Origin of the sequence: Aeromonas sp. A04 (assembly GCF_047780465.1) — a bacterium.
Lineage (GTDB): Bacteria > Pseudomonadota > Gammaproteobacteria > Enterobacterales > Aeromonadaceae > Aeromonas > Aeromonas bestiarum.
In genome coordinates, this window is sequence record NZ_JBLNHP010000002.1 from 559,155 (window position 1) to 578,669 (window position 19,515).

Consider the following 19,515-nt stretch of genomic DNA (forward strand, 5'->3'; position numbering starts at 1 on the left):
GGCGAAAAATAGGTGACCGATCTCTCATACTGGACAAGCCGCCAGCAAGATGTGAACATGGCGCCCTTTATTGAAAGAGAGACTTGGCCAATGAGCTATGAATTGAGCGAAACCGAGCGCAATGCTGCGCTGCAACTGAACGCCGACTACCGCTACGAGCACTTCATCAGCAAGCTGGTCGAGCACGAAGAGCTGTTCGTCCTGACCGACGAGCACGGCGTCATGATGCTGACCACAGACGATGAAGATTGCATCCCGGTATGGCCACACCCCGAGTACGCCCAGGCGTGGGCCGAGGGTGAGTGGGCCGAGTGCAAGCCGCAGTCCATCACCCTCAAGGTGTGGCTGGAGCGCTGGGTCGACGGCATGGAGCAGGACGAGCTGTGTGTTGCCGTGTTCCCGACCCCGGATCAGGAAGGCATAGTGCTGGAACCGGCCGACGTGGCCGACGCCATTGCCGAGAAGCAGGCCAAGCGCGCCTGATCGCTCCTGAGCTTCCTTTGCAACCCTGGTTGCAATAAAAAGACCCCGCCAACGTGCGGGGTCTTTTGTTTTCGGCCCCGATGGGCTGTGCCCTTTTGGGGACTAGGCCATGACAGGGCGAGCCGCCTCAGCGCTGCTGGTAGCTTGTGTCTGTCAGGGTGACGGCGGGGAAGGTCTTGCCGCTCTCGATGGCCGTCCTGGTTTCTGCCTTCGCTTGCTCGTCAATCCAGAACAGGCCGCCATAGCTGTAGCCGCTATTTCCGCCATCGAGCGGCCAGTAGAGCAGCTCGCTCTTGGGGGTCGCCGGCACCTTGGGCAGTTTTATCCAGCGCCAGGCCCCTTCCCGGGTATAGGGCACCTGATAGGTGGGCACGAAGCTGGCCAGCTCATAGAGCCGCTGCTGGATCTGCCGTGAGAGGGCCGCCTTTTTGGCAAAATCGAACTCCTTGTCGTACTGCTCCACCAGTGCCGTGATGGCCTCGTCATCTATGTTCATGATGTTGTTGGTCTGGGGCTTGTTGGCATTGACCTTGTGAAAATGCTCCCAATAGGCGGGGTAGCGGCCGGAGCTCCAGCCCATCCAGGCACTCTGGTGCTTCTTCTCCAGCATGGACTTGAAGCCGGCGGAGGCATCCATCAGGTTGAGTTCGAGATTGAGCCCCGCCTTCTTGGCCTCTTCTCGCAGCAGGGTGAGGCGTTGGGCATGCTCCGCAATGGTGTAGGTGATGCTCAGGGTCAACGGCTGCCCCCGCTCGTTTTGCAGGGTGCCATCCGGTCCAGCGTTGGTGAAACCGGCCTTGGCGAAGTAGTTGCGCGCAAGTTGGGGATCGAACGGGCGAGCCTTGAGCTCAGTGTTGGTGAAGGCGCCCTGGCCAGATCCATAGCTGTTGAGGCGCTGGTAATCCCCCCGCAGCAGGGTGGCGAGCATCTTGTCGAGGTTGAGGGCATGCTGGATGCCGAGCCGCACATTGATATCCTTCAGCAGCGGGTCGGCTGTGTTGAGATAGAGTCCCATGGGGGATTGGGGAGTCTGGTTGTAGAACCAGCGCCGCTCGATATAACCCTTCTCGAATTCGGCGGTTTTGGTCTTGTCGTGCCACCAGTTGGGCATGACCAGCGGGAAGGTATCCAGCTCGCCGCGCAAGAAATGCTGCCAGGCGATGTTCTGATCCCGCAGTACCTTGATTTCTATCTTGTCCGGATTGAAGCGGTGCTGGAGGTAGCGTTCATCGTTGCCCCACCAATCCTGGATCCGCACCAAGCTGACCGATTTGCCTTTCTTCACCTCGCCGAGCTGATAGGGGCCCGTGACCGGCAATATCTTCCAGTTGTACTCCTTGACCCAGTTGGCGGTGAGCTTGATGGCGTGGCTCGGTTCCGGGCTGAACGGCAAGGACTCCAGCAGATCCTGGCGGCTCTTCTCGCTGCCGCTGGTGATGGCCAGGGTGCGGTCATCGAAGCGGGTCACGTCGGTTATCTGGGTGCTGTAGTAGTTGTTGTACCAGGGGTCGCTTATCTCCTTGCTGCGCATCATCTTGAGGGTAAACACCCAGTCACCGGCGGTGACGGGCTGGCCATCCGACCAGCGCGCCTTGGGGTTGATGCGAAAGTAGAGCGTCTTGTTGTCGGCGCCGAAGGCCCACTCGTTTGCCAGCATGGGCATGGGGTTGCCGGTGACGGGATGGGTGCTCAGCAGCGGCAGGTTGGTCTCCCTGACATAACCGGCAAATCCGCCGTTGGAGTCGGGGCCGAATTTGCGCAGGGTCAGGGGAAAGCTGGTCATAAAGGTGTGAAAGGTGCCGCCCCGTTTGGCGGCCAGATCGGCGTAGACAGGATCCGCGTTGTTGCTCTCCCACTTGAGGTCCGCAGGCAGGCTGGCGCTCCAGCCAAGCTGGCTCCAGAACAGGGTCAGGGTGATGGCGGCAGTACGAATAAGGGGTGTGACCGGGCTCACCCCGGCTGAGGCTGTCGATGGCATATCCATGCTCTCTCTTGATGGTCTGCTTCCTGCAGGTCACGCTCTGGTGACGCCAGTCCCGATGGGGACTGGCTCATGATGGAAATTTTCCCCAGCCGGGTCAATGGCGGGCGGAAAATAACCGGGTGACCATCAAGGTGCCGTCTCTTGCTTGAACCAGCGCAGTCGGCCACCCAGCAGATGGACCACGAAGCCGAGCAGCACCAGGCCGGAGCCCAGCCACTGCAAGGGGGTCGGGTGTTCGTCGAGCAGCAGGGCGGCCGCCACCATGCCGACACAGGGCACCAGCAGGGAGAGCGGCGCCACCTGCGCCACCGGATAGCGCATCAGCAGACGCCCCCACAGGCCGTAACCCAGCCAGGTGGCGACAAAGGAGAGATAGAGTACGCACAAGAACCCCTGCCAGCTGAAGTTGAGCAGGCTGCTGGCAATGCGCTCCGGCCCTTCGAACAACCAGGAGAGCGCGAAGAAAGGCAGTATGGGCACCAGACCGCCCCAGGCGATAAGGCTTGGTAATGGTGTTTGATAACGCAGCCCAATCTGGCGATTGATGACGTTGCCCAGGCCCCAACAGGCGGCCGCGCACAGCGTCAGCACGAAGCCGAGCAAGGTCAGGTTGCCCTCGCCATGGGTGGCGATGAGATAGAGACCTGCCCCCGCCAGCGGCAGCGCCACCCAGTGGTGGGGCTGCCAGCGTTCCCCCAGCCAGAGCATGGCGAACAGCAGGGTGAACACCACCTGGGATTGCAGCACCAGCGAGGCCATGCCCGCCGGCATGCCGAACTTCATGGCGCAAAACAGGAAGGCAAACTGGCCCAGGCTGATGGCACCGCCATAGGCCAGCAGCCAGCGCCAGGGCATGGCGGGCCTTGGCACCAGCAAGATGGCGGGAAAGACTACGCCTACGAAGCGCAGTGCCCCCAGCAGCAGCGGGGGTATCCCCTCCAGCCCCCACTTGATCGCCACGAAGTTGAGTCCCCAGCAGAGGATGACCAGGGCGGCCAGACACTTGTCCTTGGTTTGCATTCAGCTTCCTTGTCATCAGAGAAATGGCGATCCGCATAGCACGGGCGGATCGGCAAGGGGACGAGCATACCCTTGAGAGGGTGGCTGGCGTCAAGCCGCCAGGCGGGGCATGGCTTTAGGCTGCGAGCCGCAATGACAGGTTCAGGCGGTGACGCAATGCAGGGTTATGCCGCGAGCCGCGATGGCAGCCAGCATGGGGGCGGGCAGGGCATCGTCGGTGACCAGCACGCCGATCTGACCCGGCGCGCCAAGCTGGCTGGGGTGGATGGCGCCAAACTTGCTGCTGTCGGTGATGACCACATTGGTCATCCCCTTGGCCAGCACGCTGTTGACCACGTCGGCCCGCATCATGTCGCGGCTGGTAAAGCCCACCTCGGGGTGAAAACCATCGACCCCGATGAAGGCCTTGGAGAAGTGCACCTGCTCGATACAGAGGCGCGTCAGCGGCCCCACCACGCTCTCGCTCTGGTGCTGGAACAGACCGCCGAGCAGTACCACCTGGGCCGGCGTGTCCTTGAGCAGATGGGCGATATAGCTGCTGATGGTGATGATGGTGACCCGTTTGTGCAGGGCGAGGTGGCGGGCCAGCATGGCGTTGGCGCTGCCCCCTTCGATAAAGACAGTCTCGCCGTCTTCCACCAGCTGGGCGGCCCGCTCGGCGAGGCGCTCCTTGAGCAGGTAGTTGATGTTCATCCGGGCATCCGGATCATCGGTCTCCAGCGCCATGGCCGAGCCGTGCACCCGCTTGAGCAACCCCTGTTTCTCCAGCGCCGTGAGATCGTTGCGCACCGTCACCTCTGACACCCCCGTGTGGCGGGACAGCTCGGCCACGCTCATCTTGCGAGCCTGATGGACCAGAGTGAGGATCAGTTGGTGGCGTGGATTCATGGTGCGCTCGCATGCAAGGTGGTGGATAGCGGCAAGCCACCCGTGGGGTGGCTTGCCAATCATATGACGTCACAGGCGCCATGGAGAGGGCCCCGTCAGAGACTGTGCTCGGTGCGGGCGATGATATCATCTTGCGCATCCGGGGATAAGGCGGTGAAGAAGGCCGAATAGCCCGCCACCCGCACCACCAGGTCCCGGTACTGATCCGGATGGGCCTTGGCCGCCAGCAGTGTCTCCCGCGAGACTATGTTGTACTGCACGTGCCACCCCTTGTGCACCTCGAAGAAGGTGCGCAGCAGGCTCATCAGCTTGGTTTTGTCCCGCTCGTTTTCAAGGCTGGCCGGACTCAGCTTCTGGTTGAGCAGCACGCCACCGAGAATGGCCGCCGTGGGCAGCTTGCCGATGGAGTTGAATACCGCCGTGGGCCCGAGGCGATCCGAGCCCGAGGAGGGACTGGCCCCTTCCGCCAGCGGGGTGCGGGCGTGGCGGCCATCCGGGGTGGCCAGGGTGGCCGCACCAAACGGCACGTTGGCCGAGATGGAGGAGGTGCCTGCATAGTAGGTGCCGCCGATGGGGCCACGGCCGAAGCGGGTGTTGTGCAATCCCTTCAGCTCGTCGATGTAGCTCTGGTAGGCCTGCACCAGCAGCATGTCCACCTCGTCCAAATCGTTGCCATATTTGGGGGCCGCATGGGTGAGGCTCTGGCGCAGCTGCTCTCCTGCCAGTCCTGCAAAGTCCTGCTCCAGCGCGGCAGCCAGCTCGCGCTGATCCACCACGCCCTGCTCGAACACCAATTTTTTAAGGGCTGCCAGGCTGTTGCCCAGGTTGGCTATCCCCACCTGCAGGCCGGAGACCCAGTCATAGACGGCGCCCCCCTCCTTGATGGTCTTGCCGCGTTCGATGCAGTCATCCACCAGCGTGCTGCAGAGGATGTCGTGGGCCTGCGCCTCCAGCACGCTGTCGACCACGCAGTCGATCTCGATGGACTTGCGGGTGAAGTAGCGCACCTGCTCGTCCCAGCGGGCCATCACCTCGTCAAAGTGGCCAAAGGTTCCTTCCCGCAGCGACTGGGATTGGGGCAGGAATACCTTGCCTGTGGTGGCATCGCGGCCGCCATCGAGGGCCGCCAGCAGGATGCGGGCGAAGTTGATGAAACTCATGCCGGTGCAGCGGTAGCCCCACTTACCGGGCACGGCTGTCTCGATGCAGCCGATGGCGGCGTAGTGGTGGGCATCCTCCACGCTTACCCCGAGCTTGATGAACTCGGGGATCACCACCTCGTCGTTGTTGAAGGCGGGCATGCCAAAGCCGCAGCGGATCACCTGAATGCAGGCGTCGAGGAAAGCCTCGCTCATTCGTGCGTGGTAGCGCACCGAGAGGTTGGGCTGGGTAGAGCGCAACTGGCCGCAAGACTCCAGAATCGCGTAGGAGAGGCCGTTGACCGCATCATGGGCTGCGCCATCCTGCCAGTTCTGGCCGCCTATGGTGACGTTCTGATAGAGGGGGCTGCCGGCGGAGGCCTTGGAGTGTGTGCCGGAGCGGATCTTGTTCACCTCCAGCAATTTCAGCCAGCACCCTTGCAGCAGTTCGATGGCGCGCGGGCGTGACAGGGATCCTGACAGTTCCACCTCGCGGCGATACCAGGGGTAGAGGTATTGATCCATCCGGCCAAACGATACCGAGTGGCCGTTGGATTCGATCTGCAGGATGAGCTGGATGAAGTAGCAGAGCTGCAGCGCCTGCCAGAAGGTTTCGGGGGGCCGGTGGGCTATGTGGGCGCAGTTCAGCGCCATGGTCTCAAGCTCGCTTCGGCGCTCGGGGCCCGGCTCTATCGTGGCCATGTCACGGGCAAGAGTGGCGTAGCGCCCGATATGATCGCTGACCGCATCCAGGGTGATGGCGACGGCATGCAGGAACTGCTCGCGCTGCAGATCGGCCCAATCCGCCAGATCCAGCCGACTGCGCCGCTCGGCCACCTTGGCCTTGAAGCCATCGAGACCCAGCGTGAGCAGCTCGTCGTAGTTGACCGCGAGGTGGGCATCCCCCGAGGTCATGTTGCCCTCGGCCTTGATGATGCCGCTCTCCAGCAGTGCTTTCTGCTCGTCGGTAAAGAGGCCGAAGCAGCGATCCTGCACCGTCTGGCCGCGCCAGAAGGGGGTGAGGGCGTGGATGATCTCCTTGTCGGTTTCGCTCACCGCAAAACCGGCGCCGGGTCTGTCTGCCAGCTCGTCGATCTCCTTCTCAATCCAGCTCACAGTGTATTCGGGGAAGAGCGGCGCCGCCCGCACCTGGCTCGCCTGATTGCCGACGATAAGCTCCTCGTGCTTGATCCAGATGGTGCGTTCCTTGAGGTGATGGGCCAGCGCCAGGGCGCGGCGCACCGGCAGCGGCCGGGCGAGATGAGCCTGATAGGCTTGCGTGTAGTGGCGGGCACGCTCGGTGCAGACCGGCGGCTGAACGATGTGGATCAGGCTCTCTTTGTGGGCGCGGATCCGCGGGCTGAGGGTATTGAGGTCGAGCTGGGTCATGATCTTATCCTCTGGTCACAGGGGTCAGTCCCTGACGTTGGGCGTATGCGTGGGCAAAGTTGAGTAAATCGGGGTCGTCGAGCTGTGTGTCCGGCGCCAGATAGGGCAGATCCAGCAGGGCATATTTGCCCATCCCCAGAGTGTGGTAAGGGAGGAAGTGGATCTCCTGCACAGTGCCGAGGCTGGCGGCCGTGTCTGTGATGGCCTTGATCGATGCGCGGTCGGCGTTGAAGCCGGGAATGAGCGGCACCCGGATCTGCATGGGCACGCCGCGCTCGGCGAGGCGTTTGAGGTTTGCGATGGGCAGCTCCACCTTGCCGCGAGTCCAGTTGAAGAAACGCTCCTTGTCCACGTGTTTGAGATCCGCCAGCACCAAATCCAGATAAGAGAGGCTTGGCTCAATCTGGTGCCAGGGCACATGCAGGCAGCTCTCGACTGCAGTGTGCAGCCCTTGTGCCTTGCAACGGGCCAGCAGGGCGGCGGCAAAGTCGGGCTGCATAAAAGGCTCGCCACCGGAGAGGGTGACGCCACCGCCGCTGCGCTCGAAGAAGGGGCGATCCCGCAGTATGGTGTCCATCAGGGTGTCCAGCGTTTCATCCCGGCCACACACCTGCAGCGCTTCGCTCGGGCAGAGGCCGCGCAGCCGTTCCATGTCCTCGGCATTGAGGGCTGAACGGGTGAGCTGGATGCCCTCGCTGTCACGCAAGATTGCCGGACAGGTCTGGCTGCAGAGCCGGCATCCCTCGATGCACTGGCGCCGGTCGAGTAGTATGTCCGGCTTGGGAGAGCGGCTTTCCGGGTTTTGACACCACAGACAGGCCAGCGAGCACCCCTTGAGAAACACCAGGGTGCGAATGCCGGGGCCATCGTGAGTTGAATATCGTTGCAGGTCGAAAATCATACCGCCTCCTTTTGTTTTTTCATTCTATTTACTTTCATTCGAAAGTTGATTTGCTTTCGATCAAGCAATTCGCAGATGTTTTGTCGCTAGAATGGCGACATATTGAACATCCCGTTAAGGAGTTAGAGATGGAGCTGTATCTCGATACCGCCGATGTGGCGGCAGTGCGTTGCTGGTCACGGATCCTGCCGTTGGCCGGTGTGACCACCAATCCTTCCATTACTGCCGCCGGGGGATTGCCGCTCAAGGCGCTGCTGCCCGCCCTGCGTGACGTGTTGGGCCCCAAGGCTCGCTTGTTTGCCCAGGTGATGGCCAAAACCGAGACAGAGATGGTGCGCGAGGCGTTCGCCCTGCGTGAGCTGGACCCGGATCTGGTGATCAAGATCCCGGTATGTGAGGAGGGGCTGGCGGCGATCAAGAGCCTGACCGCCAATGGTGTGCCGACCCTGGGCACGGCTGTCTACACCCCGCTGCAGGGTTGGCTGGCGGCTGTGGCTGGTGCTGAATATGTCGCCCCTTATGTCAACCGGCTGGATGCCCAGGGTGGCGATGGCATAGCCACTGTGCAGGAATTGCAACGGCTGCTGGCGCTGCATGCGCCGAACAGCAAGGTGCTGGCGGCTTCCTTCCGTACCCCGCGTCAGGCGCTTGACTGCCTGCTGGCTGGTTGCCAGTCCATCACACTGCCGCTCGACGTGGCCGAGCAGTTGCTGAAGGTACCCGCGGTGGATGCGGCATTGGCGAAGTTTGATCAGGATTGGCAGCGGGCCTTTGCCTGAGGTCAGCGGCCGGATTGAGGGAGCCTAGAGGAGGGGCGGCGGGCGGACTAAGCTATAAGAGACAACCCGGTGTGACGGGCTGATGTCGATGGCTTACCGGAGGTGCCTCATGAGCGACCATACCCTGCTGCCCCATGGTGAAGATCTGCGCCGCGCCGTGCGCTGGCTCAGCGAGCACCATCAACACGACATCCGGGCCATCGAAGAGGCCTGCATCCGTTTTGACCTGTCACCGCTGGATGAGGAGTTTCTCATCCAGCATTGTGTCGAACGGTCCCGGCAGGGGAGCACCAACTAGACGAAGTTGGCGAGGCTGATGCCGAACTCCTTGGGATCGACCGTGCTTTCTATGCTCTCCTGTACTCCCGACTTCGCCAGATCCAGCCACTGCACCTCGAGGTAGTGGCGCTGGGTGGCGTGATAGATCACCTTCACCACCGGCTTGAGCGGCTCATGAGGATTGCGCTGCATGACGATGGCCAGCCGCTGGTTGGAGAGTTGAACCAGAGTTCCCACTGGATAGACCCCCATGCACTTGATGAACTTGGTCACCAGCCCCCGATCGAAATGGTGGTCGGCCCCCTTGAGCAGGATCCGGAATGCCTGGGTCGGCTGCATTCCCTGTTTGTAGACCCGATCCGCCGTCACGGCGTCGTAGACGTCGACAATGCCGCTCATGCGGGTATGGAGGGAGAGCTGATCTCCCTTGAGGTGGCGGGGGTAACCCGTGCCATCGAGCCGCTCGTGGTGATTGGCGGCGACTTCCAGCATGGTGGCCGTGATACCGGGGGTATGGCTGAGGATGTCGTAACTGTGCACCACGTGCTGGCGCATCACGGTGAACTCTGCATCGGTCAGCTTGCCCGGTTTGTTGAGCACCTCGTCCGGGGTCATGATCTTGCCCACATCGTGCAGCAGGCCCCCCAGCGTCAGCTCTTTGAGCACGCTGCGATCCAGGTCCAGATAGCGGCCGAAGTTGGCCAGCAGTATGGCCACGTTCATGGAGTGCTCCATCAGGTAGGCATCCTTGGCGCGGATCCTGGCCAGGCAGAGCATGGCATCGCCGTGGGTGAACATGGTGTCCACCATCTCTTCGGCCACCGCCGCCAGCGGCGTGATGTCGATGGGCTCACCCGCCTTGAGCTGACGGATGAACTTGCCCTGCAGCTCACGGGCTTCCTGATAGAGACGGCGGATCTTGAGTTCACGACCCTCGCCGTTGGCACTGCCTGCCGGGCGTTGGGATGACGCGGACAAGGCGGCCGGGTCGGGGGAGATGATCTGCTCTATGCCGGCCAGCTTGCTGCGGGCAAGATCCACGCGCACCGTGAGCACACCGCGCCGGACCAGATCATCGATCTGCTGACGGGTGGTAACCAGCCCCATCTGGGCAATCTCCATGCCGCCTGTCTGGCTGATGATGGCGATCACATACATGCCGGCTTGCAGCTGGTTGACGGGAATGACGGGATGAGGAGTGTGCGACTTCATACGGCTTCCTGACTTTATTATTATGCGTAACGTTAGGCCCTCTGCAGGCAGTCTAACACCCGCGCCGGGCTTCGTCATGACGACATGGTCTGCATCGCCACCGCTTAGTGCTGGAGTTGTTGGCCTCGGCCTATATAATGGCGCCCCTTTATTGATGGACTCTGAGGTTGTGCATGCGGCTCGATAAATTTCTTTGCGATTGTTCCGATTTGACCCGGTCCCTGGCGGGCAAGCTGATCCGGCAGGGAGAGGTCACGGTGGACGGCATAGTGGTCAAACAACCCGCTTTCCACATCAACGAGCAGAGCCAGGTCGAATTTGACGGCGTCACGCTGACGCTGGATCAGCGCAATCGCTACTTCATGCTGCACAAACCGGAAGGGTACGTCTGCTCCAACGAGGACCCGGATCACCCGACCGTCTTCTTCCTGATGGACGAGCCCGCCATGGGCAAGCTGCACGTGGTTGGCCGACTGGATCTCGACACCACGGGTCTGGTGCTGGTCACCGACGATGGCAAATGGTCCCACCGCATCACCTCGCCGCGCCATGAGTGTGCCAAGACCTATCACGTCTGGCTGGCCGACCCCGTGCACCAGGATGCCATCTCCTTGTTTGCCGATGGTGTCTTCCTGCGCAACGAATCCGAGAAGACCCGTCCCGCCCAACTGGAAATTCTGGGTGAGTGCGAGGCCCGCCTCACCATCCATGAAGGCAAGTATCATCAGGTGAAGCGGATGTTTGCCTCCATCGGCAACAAGGTGGTGGGGCTGCATCGGGAGCAGATCGGTACACTGGTGCTGGATGACGCGCTGGCACCGGGCGAATACCGCGAGCTGACGGCCGAGGAAATCGCCCAGTTCTAGTCATCCGACCCGGCCATCGAGAGTCGATTACGGCGCCATGGGGTTAATCGAACCCACGGGCAGAACTTGGTCGCAGGCTCGATTGGCCAAGCCTATTCGGACGAGAGTGTTCAACCCCTGCGTTGACGTCGAGCCGTCTTACCCGGCTCCCAGCACCATGGTTGTCCCCAGGGTGGCCAGCAGGGCGCCTGCCCAGGCCGCCAGCGAAGGGCGCTGGCCCGAGTGCCACCACAGCAGGGGCAGCAGAATGACAGGGGTGGTGGAGGAGAGGATCGCCACCATGCCGACGTCTCCCTGACGCAAGGCGACCAGGATCAGCGTCATCCCCATGGCCATCGCCAGGAAGCCGTTGATGCCAATCATCCCCAGTACCTGACGGTTGATGGGGTTGTGCGGCAGTGACAGCGGCACCCGCAGCGCCCGCAAGGTGCAGTGGGCCAACAGGGCGCTGCCCATGCGGATGCCGGAGGCGCTCACCGCATCCACGCTGCCGCTCATCATCACGGGCTTGGCGATGATGGCGCCCAGGCTCTGGCAGAAGGCGGCCGTCAGACCCAGACCTATGCCGATGGCGAGATGCCCGCGCACCTGTTCCCACTCGTTGTGCTGATTGCCGCCACGCCGGCCGAACAAAATGGCGAGCATGACGCCGGCAAACACCAGCAAGGCCCCCACCAGTCGCCAGCCACCGAGCTGCTCGCCAAACAACCAGAGGCCGAGCAGGGCGGAGAAGAGGGCATGGCAGGAGAACAGCAGGCCGCTGCGCCTGGGGCCCAGCCGGTTCATGCAGGCAAACAGGGCGGTATCGCCGACGAAGATGCCGATAAGGCCCGACAATGCCAGCAGGGGCAGGGCGCTCTCGGTGAGAGATTGCCAGCCGCCGGTGGCTAGGCTGACGGAGCCCAGCATCAGGCTGACCAGAAACATGCGCCAGCGACTGTAGGCAAACGCCCCCAGGTGACGGGCCGGTTTGACGGAGATCAGGGCCGCCACTGCCCACAAACTGGCCGCCGCCAGCGCCAGCCACTCATACCCCATAACAACTCCTGAAAATGTAGCTAAATCGAAAGACGCATCAGGCCGTTACCGGCGACAGCCATTCGCACTTCATAAAAAACTACAGAAAAAAATAGCCCGAAAGACTCCATCTCTTGAGCAAGCCCGATACAATACGGGGCGTCTTCGGGGATAACAAGCGCAGCATCATGCATTCGTATTCAGGCGCGCTGCCGGCCTTCCCCCTTCTTGAAATAAAGTGAATTGAACGAGGTTTATGTCATGGTTTTGTGCCCCGCTTCCCGGCCAGCCCGTCGCTGGCTCTCTCCCTTGCTGCTGGGTCTGTTGATGGCCCCTTCAGTGCAGGCCACCACTGTGTCCCAGGAGCCTGTATTGTCGGACCGCCAGACCCTGGTCAAGGGCAACGGCGCCGAGCCGGAATCCCTCGACCCGGCCCAGATCCGCTCCGGTTTTCCGGGCGAGGTCGTGCTGGTGGACTTGTTCGAGGGGCTGGTGAGCGAAGATGGCCAGGGCAAGATAGTGCCGGCCCAGGCCCAGCGCTGGGAGACCAGTGAAGACGGGCTGGTGTGGCGCTTCTTCCTGCGCCCGCAGCTCAAGTGGTCCAACGGCGAGCCGCTCGGCGCGCAGGACTTTGTCTATGCCTGGCGGCGACTGCTGGATCCGGCGCAGGGCTCACCTTCCGCCGGGTTGCTGCTGGCGACCGGCATCAACAATGCCCAGTCCATCTACGCAGGGGCGCTGGATCTCAATACCCTGGGGGTGGAGGCCGAGAGCGAGCAGATCCTGAAAGTGACCCTGGAGCGGCCTGTGCCCTATTTCCTGCAACTGATAAGCCAGCGTCCCTTCGTGCCGGTCAACGAGAAGGCCATCAACCAGTTTGGCAAGCAGTGGACCCAGCCAGGCAAGCTGGTCAGCAATGGCGCCTACAAGTTGGTGAACTGGGTGCCCAACGAGCGCATCGAGGCGGAGCGCAACGTCCAGTATTGGGACGATGCCCACACCCGGATCCAGCGGGTCACCTATCTGCCGCTTGCCTCCCAGCATGCCGAGCGGCTGCGTTACGAGGCGGGCGAGATCCAGCTCACCAACAAGGTGGCACTGGAGTATTACCAGAAGACCAAGGAGGCGACCCCCGAGCGGATCTGGGGCCTGCCGCTGCTCGGCACCTATCTCTATACCTTCAACCTGCGTCGCCCCGAGCTGCAGGATGTGCGGGTGCGCCAGGCGCTGGCCATGACCATAGACCGCCATTTGCTGACCGAGAAGGTCAGCGGCCAGGGCGAACAAGCCGCCTGGTCACTGCTGCCGACCATGCCTGGCTATGAGGCGCTGAGCTCGCCGCTGGCCTTGCAGGATCAGCCGACCCGGCTGGCCAGGGCGAGTGCCCTGCTGGCACAGGCAGGGTACAACAGCGCGCATCCCCTCAAGCTGGCACTGACCTACAACACCTCGGAGAATCACAAGAAGCTGGCACTGGCGGTGGCTGCCATGTGGAAGCCGCTGGGGGTGGAGGTGGCGCTCAACAACATGGAGTGGAACGCCTATCAGGTGGCCAAAGACAGCGGGGATTTCATGCTGGCCCGCTCCTTCCTGTTCGGGGATTACGTGGAACCCTCGTCCATGCTCAACAGCTTCCGTTGCCAGGATCCCCAGAACGAGAGCGGCTACTGCAATCCGGCCTTTGACAGTCTGTTGCAACAGGCCTCGGAGACCCTGAATGGTAACGTCAGGACCGGGCTCTACCGTCAGGCCGAGCAGTTGCTGATGGACGAGATGCCCGCTATTCCCGTCTATCACTACAACCAGATGCGGTTGGTGGATCCCACCCTGCGTGGCCTGCCCGTTCAGAATCTCAAGGGGGCGATCGCCACCAAGGATCTCTATTTCAGCCAGCCGTGAGGAGCGTGTGATGAAGATTGCCATTATTTCGGACCTGCACGGCAGCCTGAGTGCCCTGGAGCAGGTACTTGACCAGCTTGCCGCCTGGCAGCCGGATCACTACCTGTTGCTTGGCGACGTGCTCAACCACGGCCCGCGCAACCCGGTACCGCCGGGTTATGCCCCTGCCGCCGTGGCCGAGCGGCTCAATCAGCTGGCGCCGCAGATCATGGCGGTGCGTGGCAATTGCGACTCGGAAGTGGATCAGATGCTGCTGGATTTTCCCATGATGGCCCCCTACAACCAGTTGCTGGTGGATGGCCGGCGCTGGTTTGTCAGCCATGGTCATCTCTATCGCCCGGAAACGGTGCCGCTGCCAGCAGGCAGCCTGTTCATCAGCGGCCATACCCATATGCCCGTGTTGCAGCGGGAAGGGGAGCTGGTGCTGATGAATCCGGGATCTATCTGTTTTCCACGGGGAGAGCTGGCGGCAACCTATGGCCGCTATGAAGACGGGGTATTGAGCATCCATGCCTGTGCAGATAGCGAGGCCTTGCTGCGTCTGACCTTGTAAGGTGTGTGACGAAGGTGCGGATCAGGGATGGCTGTGAGGGAAAACTGAAAACGGGAAGGGAGAGGTCAGGCCTTGATGCCGAATGAGCGGGTACCGGAGCGGGTATTGCCCTTGGCGTCATAGGTCAATGAGTTGCGATCGCGCAACTTGCTGAGGAAGCTTGCCAGGCGGCGGTTGGAGACGATGCTGAGCTCGAGCAGGCGACCATTGAGATCATTTTGTTCCTGGCAGGCATCGAGCTTTTCACGCAGAAGATGCATCTGCTCGGGAAAGGCGTTCAGCTGTTGTTGCAGCTCGGGCAACTGGGCCAAGGTCTGATCCAGCACTTCAATATCGGCAAGCAGTTTCTGCTTGCGCTCTGCCAGCTCAGGCAGCGCCAGTGCCTGGTGCTGCCTGAGCAGGTTGAATTCCTCCTCCAGCAAACCTTGCATCTGGGAGAGGTATTCGTCTTGGGTATGCAGCAGCGAAGGTAAATCCATCATCCCAGCAGCTTGTCCAGATTGGATTCAAAGCTGAACATCTTCTTGGCCACAGCCTCGCTGTTGACCTGATATTCACCATTGGCCACGGCTTTCTTCAAGCTCTCGACCCGGCTTTCATTACCGGTAGAGGCTGAGTTGAGGTTTTTCTGCATCTGTTGCAATTGCTGCGCCTCATTGGTCAAGGAGACGGAGTCGGTCTTGACGGTCGCCGCACGGTTGTCGGGGGACGAGGTCGCTGGTTTGGTATTGGCACCCTGGCTGCTACCGGTGTTTTGCAACCGATTGTTCGCTAGGTTGTTGATATTGTTGATAGCCATAGTGTTTACCTTCGTCTGCTTTGCTGTTCGCTTACCTGTTTATCGGTGACGGTCGTCAGAACTTTAGAAAAAAGTAACCTAAAACATTCAGAAGGTGACCACCACGGCGCCGACTGCGCTGACTTTTCCCTGCACCGTTTTTCCTGAACGAATATTGACGAGTCTGATCATGTCTCCGAAGCTGCCATCTTGCAAGGCTCGGGCCATGGTTTTGATTTGCATGCTGCTATTTTCTGCACTGAGTGTGACCTGATCGCCTTTGCACACCACGCAGACCTGGGTGAGCCGTATGGGCTGACCCGGTTTGAGCTCCCGCTTGCTGCGCACGCCTATGAGGGGGGTCGGATCGCTGAGATAGTCACCACGGATCAGCGTCTGATCCTGATAGGCCAGCGTCAGCATGCCTTCGCTGAGGATGTCGCCCTTGGCCACCGGCGCCGAAACGGTCACATAGGGCTTCTGTATGCTGACCCGAACCGGCAGATAGAGATCCCAGGGTTTATCCTCCTCGCATTTGAGGTAGACGGTAGTGTTGCGACGCACCTCCATCCTGGCGGGGAAACTGATGGTGAGATGCTCTTCGCAGCGGGTCAGGGGCAGGCGTTCCTCGATGGAGGCGGCTTGTACCTGTGCCTGGGCATCGAGCGGAATATCGAGCTGGCCGAGCACAAACTCCTGAGCCATTTCTTGCAGATAGCTGGTCACCTCGGATGCCGTGGCGTGAGAAATGCCGCAAAACAGCAGTAAGGTGAGGAAAAGTCTACTAATCATTTTCGCTCGCAGGCCGATAAGTTGTTCACGCATATCACCATATTTAACTATGCTTGCTTCAGAATTCGTTTGTAGTGACATCGATAGTCTGACGCAAGCCAACACGCATGCATGATTAGTGCCAAGCGTTTTTAGGGAGTGTTTATGGCCAGTATTCTGGACTCGGTCAACCAACGTACCCAGCTGGTGGGACAAAACCGGTTGGAGTTATTGTTGTTTCGTCTCAATGGACGTCAAAGATTTGGCATCAACGTATTCAAAGTGCGTGAAGTGTTGCAATGTCCCCCCTTGACCGTCATGCCCAAGCTAAACTCCTGCATTCGCGGGGTTGCCCATATCCGCGGCCAGACCATCTCGGTGATCGATCTCAGCATGGCGATGGGCAAGCGTCCTATCGAGGACCTGACCAAGTGCTTCATCATCATCTCCGAGTACAACCGTTCCATCCAGGGCTTCCTGGTGCATTCGGTCGAGCGCATCATCAACATGAACTGGGAATCCATTCTGCCACCCCCCAAGGGGGCTGGTCGCATCAACTACATGACGGCGGTCACCGAGGTGGATGGCGAGCTGGTGGAGATCCTGGACGTTGAACGCATCCTCAACGAGATCTCGCCGGTATCGACCGAGGTTAGCAAAGAGCTGGTGGAAGCCAGCGTGGATCACCCGACCCTGGGACGTCCCGTGCTTGTGGCGGATGACTCTTCTGTGGCTCGCAAGCAGGTACAACGGGCCCTCGAGGCTATCGGCGTGCAGTGCGTGCTGGCCAAGGATGGGCGTGAGGCGCTCAACATGTTGCTGGAGATGGCCAAGAATGGCCCCATCAAGGATCAGATTGCCCTGGTGATCTCGGACATCGAGATGCCGGAAATGGATGGTTATACTTTTACCGCCGAGATCCGCAACAATCCCAATCTCAAGGACTTACATGTTATTCTGCACACATCCCTCAGTGGGGTGTTCAATCAGGCCATGGTGCAGAAAGTCGGTGCGAACAATTTCATTGCCAAATTCCAGCCGGATGAATTGGCCAAGGCCGTACAAGGCGCACTCTAATCAAGAAGAACAAACTGCATGAAGACACTTTCGGACGACTTATACAAACAATTCAGCAACTTTCTGGCAGTACAGAGCGGGATCGTGCTGGGTGACAACAAACAGTATCTGGTCAAGAGTCGGCTTTCGCCCTTGATGACTCAGTTTGGTATTGAGAGTCTGTCTGATCTGGTTACGCGAGCGATGAGTGTGCGTGAGCGTGACCTGAAAATGGCAGTGGTTGATGCCATGACCACCAACGAAACCCTGTGGTTTCGGGATACCTATCCGTTCCAGTTGCTGACGGACAAGATCTTTCCTGAACTCGGCAAGAGCGGTCGTCCGATCAAGATCTGGTCGGCAGCGTCCTCATCCGGCCAGGAACCCTATTCCATCGCCATGACGGCGCTGGAGCAGCAGGTCAAGAAGCCGGGCACCTTGCCCGGTGGCGTGCAGATCGTGGGCACGGACATTTCCAGCACCATGCTCAACCAGTGCAAGGAAGGGGTGTATGACAGTCTGGCGCTGGCCCGCGGCCTGTCGCCCGAGCGCAAGAAGCTGTTCTTCGAAGCGTATGGCGACAACAAGATGCGGGTGGTGGAGCGTGTCAGAAAATTGACCACCTTCCGGCCGCTGAACCTGCTGGAGAGCTACAGCCTGCTCGGCAAGTTCGATATCATCTTCTGCCGCAACGTACTCATCTATTTTGCGCCGGAAGTGAAGTCCAAGATCCTCAACCAGTTCGCAGCCAGTCTCAATCCCGGCGGTTATCTGATGCTGGGGGCTTCCGAGTCACTGGCCGGTCTGACCGACAGGTTCGAAATGGTCCGCTGCAATCCCGGCATCGTCTACAAAGTCAAATAATCCCCGCCTAAATCCCCTTTGGCACACCTCTTGCTAATAATTTATCAAGCAGGAGGTGTGCTATGGCAATTTCATTCGACAAGGCATTTGGTATTCATCAATACGCGCTGAGCGTTCGCTCCAAGCGTGCAGAGGTGTTGTCCAGCAACATTGCCAACGCGGATACCCCAGGTTTCAAAGCCAGGGATATCAACTTCTCACAGGCACTGGAAGAGGCCCAGCATCAGCAGGGGTTCGGTCTGGCGACGACCAGTGAGAAGCACTTTGCCTTGCAGTCGGATGCCCCTGGCCTGACGCAGTACCGCAATCCTCTGCAGCCCGACACCGGTGATGGCAACACGGTAGACGTGCAGCAGGAGCGCAGCGAGTTCTTGCGCAACAGCCTTGAGTACCAGACCTCCCTCGAATTTATGAATAGCAAGATCAGTGGCCTGCTGAAGGCGCTGAAAGGAGAACAGTAATGAGTTTGTTCAAGGTCTTTGACATTGCAGGCTCGGCCATGAGTGCACAGTCTGTTCGACTCAACACGGTGGCCAGCAACATGGCCAACGCCGACAGCGTCAGTTCCAGTGTGGAAAATACTTACCATGCCAGGCGGCCAATCTTTGCCGCTCAGCTGGATCAGGCCATGTCAGACAAGCAGGCATCCGTCGGGGTCGAGGTGAAGGGGATTGTCGAGAGCGAGGCCCCCTTGCTCAAGGAGTACAACCCGGGCCACCCCATGGCTGACAAGGATGGCTTTATTTTCAAGCCCAACGTCAACATGGTGGAGGAGATGGCAGACATGATCAACGCCTCACGCAGTTATCAGACCAATGTGCAGGTTGCCGATTCTGCCAAGAAGATGCTGCAGCAGACGCTTCAGCTTGGCAAGTCCTGATAGGGGTAAGCACAGATGGTAGATACAACCAATAATGTGAACGGCATCAGCCGTACCACATCCCAGACCACTGGCACGACGACGCCCAAGAAAGAGCTGGATCAGGCGTCGTTTCTGAAGCTGCTGACCATGCAGCTCTCTTATCAGGATCCGTTCAAGCCGGTGGACAACGCCCAGATGCTGTCCCAGATGACATCGATGTCGACCTCGGAAGGGATCACGAGTCTGTCGACCCAGATGGGCAATCTGAATACCTTGATGACCTCCAGCCAGGCGCTGCAGGCCTCCGCGCTGGTGGGTCAGAACGTACTGATCCCCTCCAACACCGGCTATCTGGAAAAAGATGGCAAGATCTCCGGAGTGGCTGCCGTCGGCGACAAGACAATGTCGAACGTGAAAATCACGGTGGAAGATGAAAAAGGGCAGGTTGTCAAGACCTTCTCCCTTGAGGGAGAACATCAGGGTAACGTGGCCTTCAGCTGGGATGGGACCGACAAGGACGGCAAGCCCGTCAAAGAGGGCAAGTACCAGATTAAAGCGACCGGCACAGTGGCCGGCAAATCAGAGAGCATTTCGGCCTTGACCTATGGGCGAGTAGAAAGCGTCACCCTGGGTAATGGCACCTCTCCCACCCTGGTTAAATTGAAAGGACTCGGGGCCATTTCTCTGGGGGATATCCTGGAGATTGCCGGTACCAATTCCAACCAGACCACACCACCAACGACCAAGCCTACAGCATCGATCTAAGGAGCTGGAT

The 19,515-nt window shown here is 60.2% G+C and carries 21 protein-coding genes; 11 read left to right on the forward strand and 10 right to left on the reverse strand.

Features of this window, described 5'->3' with window-relative positions:
• Positions 1-90 precede the first annotated feature (90 nt).
• Complete coding sequence (locus ACM3N8_RS10275; protein WP_042036410.1) at positions 91-483, forward strand: DUF2750 domain-containing protein; 393 nt, start codon at positions 91-93, stop codon at positions 481-483.
• 127 nt (positions 484-610) lie between these two features.
• Here the strand turns inward: ACM3N8_RS10275 and ACM3N8_RS10280 are convergent, their stop codons facing one another.
• From ACM3N8_RS10280 to ACM3N8_RS10300, 5 genes are all read right to left on the reverse strand, one after another.
• Positions 611-2,461 (reverse strand): extracellular solute-binding protein, encoded by a 1,851-nt coding sequence (locus tag ACM3N8_RS10280; RefSeq protein WP_416016126.1) that lies wholly within the window; start codon positions 2,459-2,461, stop codon positions 611-613.
• A 132-nt stretch (positions 2,462-2,593) separates the two neighbouring features.
• Complete coding sequence (locus ACM3N8_RS10285; RefSeq protein WP_290017526.1) at positions 2,594-3,487, reverse strand: EamA family transporter; 894 nt, start codon at positions 3,485-3,487, stop codon at positions 2,594-2,596.
• Between the two features lie 141 nt (positions 3,488-3,628).
• The gene (locus ACM3N8_RS10290) at positions 3,629-4,375 is read right to left on the reverse strand and encodes a DNA-binding transcriptional regulator YciT (RefSeq protein ID WP_290017525.1); all 747 of its coding nucleotides are present in this window, start codon (positions 4,373-4,375) and stop codon (positions 3,629-3,631) included.
• 95 nt (positions 4,376-4,470) lie between these two features.
• Positions 4,471-6,903 carry a formate C-acetyltransferase/glycerol dehydratase family glycyl radical enzyme gene (locus ACM3N8_RS10295; RefSeq protein ID WP_290017524.1) on the reverse strand — a complete coding sequence of 811 codons (2,433 nt, stop codon included), beginning with the start codon at positions 6,901-6,903 and terminating at the stop codon, positions 4,471-4,473.
• A 4-nt stretch (positions 6,904-6,907) separates the two neighbouring features.
• The gene (locus tag ACM3N8_RS10300) at positions 6,908-7,804 is read right to left on the reverse strand and encodes a glycyl-radical enzyme activating protein (RefSeq protein WP_290017522.1); all 897 of its coding nucleotides are present in this window, start codon (positions 7,802-7,804) and stop codon (positions 6,908-6,910) included.
• A 128-nt stretch (positions 7,805-7,932) separates the two neighbouring features.
• Here ACM3N8_RS10300 and fsa point away from each other — a divergent pair, with 128 nt between their 5' ends.
• Together fsa and ACM3N8_RS10310 are read left to right on the forward strand one after the other, a co-directional pair.
• Positions 7,933-8,583 carry a fructose-6-phosphate aldolase gene (fsa, locus tag ACM3N8_RS10305; protein ID WP_290017521.1) on the forward strand — a complete coding sequence of 217 codons (651 nt, stop codon included), beginning with the start codon at positions 7,933-7,935 and terminating at the stop codon, positions 8,581-8,583.
• A 109-nt stretch (positions 8,584-8,692) separates the two neighbouring features.
• On the forward strand, positions 8,693-8,881 hold the full coding sequence (locus ACM3N8_RS10310) for a hypothetical protein (RefSeq protein WP_241326279.1): 189 nt from the start codon (positions 8,693-8,695) through the stop codon (positions 8,879-8,881).
• Here the strand turns inward: ACM3N8_RS10310 and ACM3N8_RS10315 are convergent.
• Complete coding sequence (locus ACM3N8_RS10315; RefSeq protein ID WP_098983477.1) at positions 8,878-10,074, reverse strand: HD-GYP domain-containing protein; 1,197 nt, start codon at positions 10,072-10,074, stop codon at positions 8,878-8,880. The two genes, ACM3N8_RS10310 and ACM3N8_RS10315, sit on opposite strands and share 4 nt — an antisense overlap.
• A gap of 173 nt (positions 10,075-10,247) precedes the next feature.
• Between ACM3N8_RS10315 and rsuA the strand changes: the two genes are divergently transcribed.
• Positions 10,248-10,940 (forward strand): 16S rRNA pseudouridine(516) synthase RsuA, encoded by a 693-nt coding sequence (gene rsuA, locus ACM3N8_RS10320; RefSeq protein ID WP_043137550.1) that lies wholly within the window; start codon positions 10,248-10,250, stop codon positions 10,938-10,940.
• A 138-nt stretch (positions 10,941-11,078) separates the two neighbouring features.
• Here the strand turns inward: rsuA and ACM3N8_RS10325 are convergent, their stop codons facing one another.
• Positions 11,079-11,978, reverse strand: coding sequence for a DMT family transporter (locus ACM3N8_RS10325; RefSeq protein WP_043137548.1), 900 nt, complete (start codon positions 11,976-11,978; stop codon positions 11,079-11,081).
• 240 nt (positions 11,979-12,218) lie between these two features.
• Here ACM3N8_RS10325 and ACM3N8_RS10330 point away from each other — a divergent pair, with 240 nt between their 5' ends.
• Both ACM3N8_RS10330 and yfcE read left to right on the forward strand, forming a co-directional pair.
• Positions 12,219-13,856: a peptide ABC transporter substrate-binding protein gene (locus ACM3N8_RS10330; protein ID WP_290017519.1), complete on the forward strand. Its 1,638-nt coding sequence runs from the start codon at positions 12,219-12,221 to the stop codon at positions 13,854-13,856.
• A gap of 10 nt (positions 13,857-13,866) precedes the next feature.
• Positions 13,867-14,409, forward strand: a complete 543-nt coding sequence (gene yfcE, locus ACM3N8_RS10335; RefSeq protein WP_290017517.1) for a phosphodiesterase — start codon at positions 13,867-13,869, stop codon at positions 14,407-14,409.
• A 65-nt stretch (positions 14,410-14,474) separates the two neighbouring features.
• Here the strand turns inward: yfcE and ACM3N8_RS10340 are convergent, their stop codons facing one another.
• The 3 genes from ACM3N8_RS10340 to flgA form a co-directional block, all read right to left on the reverse strand.
• On the reverse strand, positions 14,475-14,891 hold the full coding sequence (locus ACM3N8_RS10340; RefSeq protein WP_043137544.1) for a flagella synthesis protein FlgN: 417 nt from the start codon (positions 14,889-14,891) through the stop codon (positions 14,475-14,477).
• On the reverse strand, positions 14,888-15,208 hold the full coding sequence (gene flgM, locus ACM3N8_RS10345; protein ID WP_042870570.1) for a flagellar biosynthesis anti-sigma factor FlgM: 321 nt from the start codon (positions 15,206-15,208) through the stop codon (positions 14,888-14,890). Before flgM ends, ACM3N8_RS10340 begins: the two co-directional genes overlap by 4 nt.
• 87 nt (positions 15,209-15,295) lie before the next feature.
• Entirely contained in the window at positions 15,296-15,901 is a 606-nt protein-coding gene (gene flgA, locus ACM3N8_RS10350) for a flagellar basal body P-ring formation chaperone FlgA (protein ID WP_290017956.1), read from the reverse strand.
• A gap of 222 nt (positions 15,902-16,123) precedes the next feature.
• Between flgA and ACM3N8_RS10355 the strand changes: the two genes are divergently transcribed.
• The 5 genes from ACM3N8_RS10355 (at position 16,124) to ACM3N8_RS10375 (ending at position 19,505) form a co-directional block, all read left to right on the forward strand.
• Positions 16,124-17,035 (forward strand): chemotaxis protein CheV, encoded by a 912-nt coding sequence (locus ACM3N8_RS10355; RefSeq protein WP_043137541.1) that lies wholly within the window; start codon positions 16,124-16,126, stop codon positions 17,033-17,035.
• An 18-nt stretch (positions 17,036-17,053) separates the two neighbouring features.
• The gene (locus tag ACM3N8_RS10360; RefSeq protein ID WP_043137538.1) at positions 17,054-17,878 is read left to right on the forward strand and encodes a CheR family methyltransferase; all 825 of its coding nucleotides are present in this window, start codon (positions 17,054-17,056) and stop codon (positions 17,876-17,878) included.
• 62 nt (positions 17,879-17,940) lie between these two features.
• Positions 17,941-18,339, forward strand: coding sequence for a flagellar basal body rod protein FlgB (flgB, locus tag ACM3N8_RS10365; protein ID WP_042870562.1), 399 nt, complete (start codon positions 17,941-17,943; stop codon positions 18,337-18,339).
• A complete protein-coding gene (gene flgC, locus ACM3N8_RS10370) occupies positions 18,339-18,758 on the forward strand; it encodes a flagellar basal body rod protein FlgC (RefSeq protein ID WP_042870559.1) in 420 nt (139 codons plus the stop codon). Before flgB ends, flgC begins: the two co-directional genes overlap by 1 nt.
• Positions 18,759-18,773: 15 nt before the next feature.
• Positions 18,774-19,505, forward strand: a complete 732-nt coding sequence (locus tag ACM3N8_RS10375; protein ID WP_290017515.1) for a flagellar hook assembly protein FlgD — start codon at positions 18,774-18,776, stop codon at positions 19,503-19,505.
• Positions 19,506-19,515 lie beyond the last annotated feature (10 nt).

Bases quoted from the DNA above. Each gene is read 5' to 3' on its own strand.
- flgC (WP_042870559.1), top strand. From the start codon at position 18,339: ATGAGTTTGTTCAAGGTCTTTGACATTGCAGGCTCGGCCATGAGTGCA.
- ACM3N8_RS10330 (WP_290017519.1), top strand. From the start codon at position 12,219: ATGGTTTTGTGCCCCGCTTCCCGGCCAGCCCGTCGCTGGCTCTCTCCC.
- ACM3N8_RS10280 (WP_416016126.1), bottom strand. From the start codon at position 2,461: ATGCCATCGACAGCCTCAGCCGGGGTGAGCCCGGTCACACCCCTTATT.
- ACM3N8_RS10315 (WP_098983477.1), bottom strand. From the start codon at position 10,074: ATGAAGTCGCACACTCCTCATCCCGTCATTCCCGTCAACCAGCTGCAA.
- ACM3N8_RS10290 (WP_290017525.1), bottom strand. From the start codon at position 4,375: ATGAATCCACGCCACCAACTGATCCTCACTCTGGTCCATCAGGCTCGC.
- rsuA (WP_043137550.1), top strand. From the start codon at position 10,248: ATGCGGCTCGATAAATTTCTTTGCGATTGTTCCGATTTGACCCGGTCC.
- ACM3N8_RS10340 (WP_043137544.1), bottom strand. From the start codon at position 14,891: ATGATGGATTTACCTTCGCTGCTGCATACCCAAGACGAATACCTCTCC.
- flgB (WP_042870562.1), top strand. From the start codon at position 17,941: ATGGCAATTTCATTCGACAAGGCATTTGGTATTCATCAATACGCGCTG.
- ACM3N8_RS10355 (WP_043137541.1), top strand. From the start codon at position 16,124: ATGGCCAGTATTCTGGACTCGGTCAACCAACGTACCCAGCTGGTGGGA.
- ACM3N8_RS10285 (WP_290017526.1), bottom strand. From the start codon at position 3,487: ATGCAAACCAAGGACAAGTGTCTGGCCGCCCTGGTCATCCTCTGCTGG.
- yfcE (WP_290017517.1), top strand. From the start codon at position 13,867: ATGAAGATTGCCATTATTTCGGACCTGCACGGCAGCCTGAGTGCCCTG.
- ACM3N8_RS10325 (WP_043137548.1), bottom strand. From the start codon at position 11,978: ATGGGGTATGAGTGGCTGGCGCTGGCGGCGGCCAGTTTGTGGGCAGTG.
- ACM3N8_RS10300 (WP_290017522.1), bottom strand. From the start codon at position 7,804: ATGATTTTCGACCTGCAACGATATTCAACTCACGATGGCCCCGGCATT.
- ACM3N8_RS10360 (WP_043137538.1), top strand. From the start codon at position 17,054: ATGAAGACACTTTCGGACGACTTATACAAACAATTCAGCAACTTTCTG.
- ACM3N8_RS10375 (WP_290017515.1), top strand. From the start codon at position 18,774: ATGGTAGATACAACCAATAATGTGAACGGCATCAGCCGTACCACATCC.
- ACM3N8_RS10310 (WP_241326279.1), top strand. From the start codon at position 8,693: ATGAGCGACCATACCCTGCTGCCCCATGGTGAAGATCTGCGCCGCGCC.
- ACM3N8_RS10275 (WP_042036410.1), top strand. From the start codon at position 91: ATGAGCTATGAATTGAGCGAAACCGAGCGCAATGCTGCGCTGCAACTG.
- flgM (WP_042870570.1), bottom strand. From the start codon at position 15,208: ATGGCTATCAACAATATCAACAACCTAGCGAACAATCGGTTGCAAAAC.
- fsa (WP_290017521.1), top strand. From the start codon at position 7,933: ATGGAGCTGTATCTCGATACCGCCGATGTGGCGGCAGTGCGTTGCTGG.
- ACM3N8_RS10295 (WP_290017524.1), bottom strand. From the start codon at position 6,903: ATGACCCAGCTCGACCTCAATACCCTCAGCCCGCGGATCCGCGCCCAC.